Origin of the sequence: Lapillicoccus sp., from assembly GCF_039935575.1 — a bacterium.
GTDB lineage: Bacteria > Actinomycetota > Actinomycetes > Actinomycetales > Dermatophilaceae > Lapillicoccus.
Genome location: NZ_JBDTKA010000101.1, coordinates 1 through 6540, shown reverse-complemented (window position 1 = coordinate 6540; position 6540 = coordinate 1). Strand labels below are relative to the sequence as shown.

General features: G+C 66.6%; 5 protein-coding genes. All 5 read left to right on the top strand.

Annotation, left to right across the window (positions count from 1 at the left end):
• Positions 1-182 precede the first annotated feature (182 nt).
• Positions 183-1511, top strand: a complete 1329-nt coding sequence (locus ABI385_RS12430; RefSeq protein ID WP_348104061.1) for an extracellular solute-binding protein — start codon at positions 183-185, stop codon at positions 1509-1511.
• A gap of 2 nt (positions 1512-1513) precedes the next feature.
• Positions 1514-2473, top strand: a complete 960-nt coding sequence (locus ABI385_RS12425; protein WP_348104060.1) for a sugar ABC transporter permease — start codon at positions 1514-1516, stop codon at positions 2471-2473.
• Positions 2474-2483: 10 nt separating this feature from the next.
• Complete coding sequence (locus ABI385_RS12420) at positions 2484-3299, top strand: carbohydrate ABC transporter permease (RefSeq protein ID WP_348104059.1); 816 nt, start codon at positions 2484-2486, stop codon at positions 3297-3299.
• Positions 3300-3305: 6 nt separating this feature from the next.
• Complete coding sequence (locus ABI385_RS12415; RefSeq protein WP_348104058.1) at positions 3306-5687, top strand: TIM-barrel domain-containing protein; 2382 nt, start codon at positions 3306-3308, stop codon at positions 5685-5687.
• Between the two features lie 124 nt (positions 5688-5811).
• The coding region (locus tag ABI385_RS12410) for a M24 family metallopeptidase (protein ID WP_348104057.1) at positions 5812-6540 on the top strand (729 nt) is incomplete at its 3' end.

The window sequence follows — 6540 nt, the reverse complement described above, 5'->3', positions numbered from 1 at the left end:
TGCTGCCGTCCAGCTGGACGGCAACGCCGCCGACTTCGTCACCGGCCTGGTGACCGGTGGCTTCCCGCACCACACCGTCCTGGCCTGGACGGACGTACGCCCCCAGCTGCGTACGGCCGCCGACCGGCTCGGCATTCCTGTCGTCGACTGGTAGACCCCTGCAACCGCACGAGGAGACAACGATGTCTGAGAAGTTCACGATCGAACGCCGGCGCTTCCTGCAGGTTCTCGGCGCGGCGGGCACGGGCGCAGCCCTGGCGGGGTGCGTCGGACCGACCATCACCGCGCGCGGAGCCGCGGGGTCGACGAGCGGGCAGTCACCCACCCAGCTCCTGGCGCCCGCCACCGCAACCCCAGCGACGGGCACCATCTCCTTTGCCCACTGGCGCGCCGAGGACAAGGCCGTCTTCGACACCCTCATTGCCTCATTCGTCAAGGCCAACCCAGGGGCCGGGGTGACCCAGGACATCGCCCCCTCGAACGACTACCAGAGCACCGCTTTGCAGAAGGTCCGCGGCGGCACCATCGGCAACGCGTTCGTGGCCTTCCGGGGAGCCCAGTTCGTTGACATGACCAAGGCCGGGCTGTTCGCCGGGCTCGGCCGACAGCCATTTGTCGACAACTACTTCGCTGAGCTGGTCAAAGCCGGTCAAAGCGACTCACGCGCGCAGATGGGGCTGCCTTACCAGCTCGTCTTCAACATGCCGATCTACAGCGAGGCCGCCTTCAGCGCCGCCGGCATCTCCGCCCTACCCCAAGACTGGGACGGCTTCCTCGCCCTGTGCGACGCGCTCAAGTCCAAGGGGATGGTGCCGATCGCCTGGCCTGGGGGTGAACCGGCAAACGCCGGACAGCTGCTGAACTCGATGGCGATGAACGAGATGCCCACAGACAACGCCTTTGCCGGTATCGAGGCCGGCACCTACAAGGTGACCGACGACTGGTTCCTGCGGATCCTCAAGCACTACCAACAGCTCACGCCGTACTTCGAGCCCAACTCGACCGGTACCAGCTCCGAGCCATTGCAGCAGCTGTTTGCGAGCGGTAAAGCAGCCATGCTGGCCACCGGTTCCTTCCACATCAGCGCCGTCCGCAAGCTCGGGGCGAAGTTCCCGATCAACCTCATCGCCCCCATCACGGTGGCCCAGGACAAGGCCAAGTACGAGGGCATCTACAACGCCACCTTCATCCTCGGCGTCAACACCGCTGGCAGCAAACAGGACGCCGCCCTCAAATGGGTGCAGTTCCTCTCCCAACCGGAGAACGCGGCCACCTACGCCAACGGCACCTCCCAGCACGTGACGGTCAAGAACGTCGACTACACCAACGCCGACCTGAAGCACACCGCACCCTGGCTGGCCAAGAAAACCCTTCTCGCACCGCGCTTCCAGTTCAAAAACCTCGACATCCGCAACGCCGTCGAGGGCGCGTGCACCTCAGTCGTCGGGGGCGCCGACCCGGGGCAGGCAGCAGAGAAGGCCCAATCCGTCGTCGACCAGAAGCGGAAGTAGCCATGGCCACCACGCTCACCCCCGCCGGCAAGGAGCAGGGATCCCCGCCGCTGGCCACCGTGACCCGGAAGCCGCGCGGCCGCAACCCTATGACCGCCCACCCCGGCCTGTGGCTGTTCCCCATCCCCGCGCTGTTGTTGTATGTCGCGTTCTTCGTCATCCCCACCATCCAGGGCGTCGTCTACGCCGTCACCGACTGGGACGGCTTCAGCCCCACCGCCCAGTTCGTCGGACTCGACAACTTCGTGAAGGTCTTCACCGGTGACGACCTGTTTCGCAACGCCCTGGCGAACAACATCAAGTTCATGCTGGTCGTCGTCATCCTCCAGACCGCCTTCTCCCTGGCCCTGGCCGTCTTCCTGACGAAGAACTCCAAGAGCTCGATCGCCCTACGGTCGCTCTACTTCTTCCCGACCATCTTGTCCAGCGTCTCCGTCGCGTTCGTCTGGAAGTTCGTCTACGACCCTAACTTCGGTCTCATCAACAGCATCCTCGGAGCCGTCGGGCTCGACCGCTTCCAAGGCGCCTTCCTCGGCAACGACAACCAAGCCATATATTGGGTCGCGCTGACCCAGGTCTGGTTCCACGTCGGCCAGATGATGATCATCTACGTCGCTGGCCTCCAACAGATCCCCCAAGAGCTCTACGAGGCTGCCGAGATCGACGGAGCCGGCCGTTGGCAACAGTTCCGGCACGTGACCTGGCCGATGACGGCGCCGGCAACTGCCATCGTCATGGCCTACACCACCGTTCAGTCCTTCAAGGCGTTCGACCTCATCCTCGGACTCGGAGGGAACCCACCCAAGGGGTCCTTGGACATCTTGTCGACCCGGATCTACGCCGGGTTCGCCAACTCCCAGTTCGGCTACTCCGCTGCGGAGTCGCTCGTCTTCATGGCCCTCATCGCCGCCATCACGTGGGTGCAGCGACGTGCGGTCCAAACCCTCCAACCTGACGCCTGAGGAGCAGACCATGCGCTATGAACTGACCCGCCGCGTCGTCCTCGGCGTCTATGCGGTCCTCGTGATCGTCCCGCTCCTGGTCGTCATCTTCGGCAGTTTCAAGACCACCCAGGACCTGTTCAACTCACCGTTCCTGCCGCCCACCGCTTGGCAGTTCGACAACTACAGCACGGTGCTCGGCGGGTCCGGCCTGGGCGTGGCCTTCCGCAACAGCGTCATCGTCACCGGCTGCTCGGTGCCGCTGACCTTGTTCATCGCCAGCCTCGCCTCGTACGGCTTGGCCCGCATCCCCGGTTGGAAGAGCAACCTGCTCCTCGGGTTCTTCGTCCTCGGCATGGCCGTCCCCGCCCAGGCCAACATGATCCCCCAGTACGTCCAGTTCGAGACCTTCGGCCTGACCGACTCACTGCTCGGGCTGATCTTGATCAACATCGTCGTGACCATGCCGATCGCCGTGTTCATCATGACCGGCTTTCTCAAGACCCTTCCGAAGGAGCTGTTCGAGGCCACCGCCGTCGACGGGTCCGGACCGTGGCGCACCTACCGTTCGATCGTCGTGCCCGTGTCGGTCCCCTCCCTGGCGGCTACCGCGATCTTTCTGTTCGTCATCCACTGGAACGACCTGCTCTATCCGCTGCTGTTCATCCAGGACCCGAACAAGCGCACCATCCCCGTGGCCCTCCTGTCCTTCCAAGGCGAGTTCCTCACCAACTTCCCCCTGCTGTTCACCGGTGTCGTCGTCGCGTCGGCCCCCATCGTCATCGCCTACGTGTTCCTGCAGCGCTACTTCGTCGCCGGCATCACCGCCGGCGCTGTGAAGGGCTGACTCTGTATGCCCGACACCCTGCTGCTGCGGCACGTCACCCACCACACTCGGGACCAGGCGAGCCTCTCCCTCACCGTCGACGCGCTGCCCGGGGTCCAGCTGGGGATGATGCCCGGCTGGCTGACCGGGGAGCCGCTGGACGCCCAGGGCGTCGAGACGACCCTGCCCAACCTGCCCGATATCCAGCTGCCCTCGACAGCTCCCACCCCCTTCATCCTGAAGGTCAGCGCCCCGCAACCCGGGACACTGCGCCTCCAGCTCGCGGAACACGGGTCAGCCTGCCTTGATGACGACGGGACAGCACTGGGAATCGTGGTCAACCCGGCGCCCGACCCGGCCGCTCTCGACGTGCACGCCACCGACACCGAGATCGTCATCCGCTGCGGCCGGCTGCGCCTGGTGGTCGGCAGAGCCCCGTTCACCCTGACCCTGATCGACGACGATGACGTACCGACTGTGCTGCTGCGAACCGCTCACCGGCTCAGGCAGGTCGCGGGCCTCCTCATGGCACCGTCGGTACTCGCGTTGCCCGGGGCGATGACGCTCAACCTCGAGCTCGGACCGGACGAGGACATCCTCGGGTTCGGCGAACAGTTCGGCCGGCTGGTCAAGAACGGTCAGCTGCTGCGGCTGCGCTGCGAGGACGCCTGTGGGACGGGCACCGGTCTGGCTTACAAACCCGTCCCGGTGTGGCATTCGTCGCGGGGGTACACCGGGTTCGTCAACACCGGTGCCGTCCTCACCGCCGATGTCGGTCATTCTCGACCGGCCGTGCTCTCTCTCACCGTGGAGGACGCCGGCCTCGACCTCTATGTCATCGCCGAATCGCGGCCCGCCGCCAGGCTGACCGCGTACACGGCACTGACCGGCCGTCCCGACGTGCCGCAGCCATGGGCCTTCGGCTACTGGATGGGCCGCTGCCGCTACCACTCCAGCCAAGAGATGCTCGAGGTCGGCCGGACCATGCGTGAACACCACATACCCGCAGACGTCCTGCACCTCGACCCCGACTGGCTCGTCGTCGACCGGCTCAACACCGACTTCATCTGGAACACCGCACGGTTCGGCGACCGCAAAAAGTTCGTCGAGGACCTCGCCGACCTGGACCTGAGACTCTCGGTCTGGGAGCTGCCCTACCTCGACCCGGCGTCACCGATCTTCGAGCACGCCGAGCAGCAGGGGTACCTCGTCCGCCGCCGCGATGGAAGCCTCGCCGAGATCCGGAAGACGCCGACCCCAGATGGGCGGATGCGGGCCCTCATCGACTTCACCAACCCGGACGCGCGTCGGTGGTGGCAGGAGATGCACCGCCCGTTCCTGGACGACGGTGTCGCCGTGTTCAAGACCGACTTCGGGGAGGCGCTGCCCGATGATGTCGCCCTGCACGACGGCACCCCAGCGCACCTGGCCCACAACCTGTACCCGCTGCGGTACAACGCGGCCGTGTCCGACGCGATCCGTGAGTTCACCGGCCGCCCACCCTTGGTATGGGGCCGTAGCGGATGGGCGGGGTCGCAGCGCTACCCCGGGCAATGGGGCGGCGACGCCGAGTCGACAGTCGCCGGTATGCAGGCGACGGTCCGCGGCGGCCTGTCCTACGCCATGAGCGCGCCCGGGTTCTGGAGCCACGACATCGGCGGGTTCTTCGGCCCGGAGCTGACCCCCGCGCTGTATGTGCGCTGGACCCAGCTCGGCGCCCTCTCTCCGCTCATGCGTGCCCACGGGCTGCGCCCCCGGGAACCCTGGGCCTTCGGTGACCAAGCCCTGAAGATCTGCCGCGACTGGATACGCCTGCGTTACAGCCTGATCCCCTATCTGTGGCAGGTCGCCCAGCAAGCCGCCACGCACGGCTGGCCTCTGATGCGACCGCTGGGTCTGCACCACCCCGACGACCCCGTCGCGAGTGGCATCGACGACCAGTTCCTCCTCGGTGAGGACCTGCTGGTCGTCCCGGTGTTCGACGACTCACCCGACCGCGTACGACGCCGGTTCTACGTCCCAGCCGGACGGTGGGTCGACCTCGCCGACGGGCGAACCTTCACCGGACCCGGGTTTCACCACCTCGACGTGACGCTCGAGCAGATGCCGGTGTTGGTCCGCGACGGCGCGCTGATCCCTCGCGTGGCCGTCGACCAACAGGTCCGTGCCGTGGCCGACCTGCTGACGCGGCCCTGGCAGCTGCACGCTTACGGCAACGTCCCGTCAGGTGAACACCAGATGGTTGGCTTCGACGGGGCACCCGTCACCGTCACCCTCGGTACGGCCGAGACCACCGCCACTCCCGGCGCCCCCGGTGCCGGTTACACCACCGGTGAAGACGGTCCTTCGGCTGTCTCGTCCGTTGGGTCTCAGCCGGTGGCAACGGAACTGGTCCGCCATGGCGTCTGACCGGTGGGCTGACCTACCGGAAAAGCTAGACCGGCTCACAGGTTTGGCGAACCGGCGTGACCTTCAGACAATCGTTCTTCGGGACCCAGCGAACCTCGGGTGGTTGTTGGGATGCCGGGTCAACGTGCCGCAGACTCTCGACACCGCCTGCCTCGACGTGATCATCGACCTCAGCACCACGCCATCGCGGATCAGCATCGTGACCAATGCGATCGAGGCCCCCCGCCTGCGTGACACCGAGCTCGCAGGACTTGACTCAGAGTGGGCGGTCATTCCTTGGTGGGCCAGCCGGGACGACCAGCTCCCGCGCGGCGCGGGTGTCGGCAGCGACCGACCGCTTTCAGGCTCGGCGCCGCTCGCCGACGACCTCAGCGCGTTGCGCAGGCCGCTGACCGGGCTCCAACGTCACCTCCTGCACGAGGTATGCCGCGACTCGGCCGTCGCCGCGACCGCCGCCGCCCAGAGCCTCACTCCGGTGATGACGGAGTACCAGGCTGCTGCCGTCCTGGCGAAGGAACTGCTGACTCGCGAGCTCGACCCCATCGTGCTGATGGTCGGTGGGCAAGCACGACTGCAGGCCCACCGTCACCCGCTGCCCACCTCGAAACCATTGGGGCGCAGAGCAATGCTCGTCGCCTGCGGACGCCGCCACGGGCTAGTGTCCAGCATCACGAGGATCGTGTCCTTCGACCCCCTCACCTCGGCTGAGGAGGACGCATACCGGCGCCTGTTGCACGTCGAGGAGACGTTCCTCGACGTGAGCGTCGTCGGCGCCTCGATCGGCGCCGCCTTCACCGCAGGGATCACCGCATACGCCGCCCAGGGGTTCGACCCGGCGGAGTGGCACCGTCAC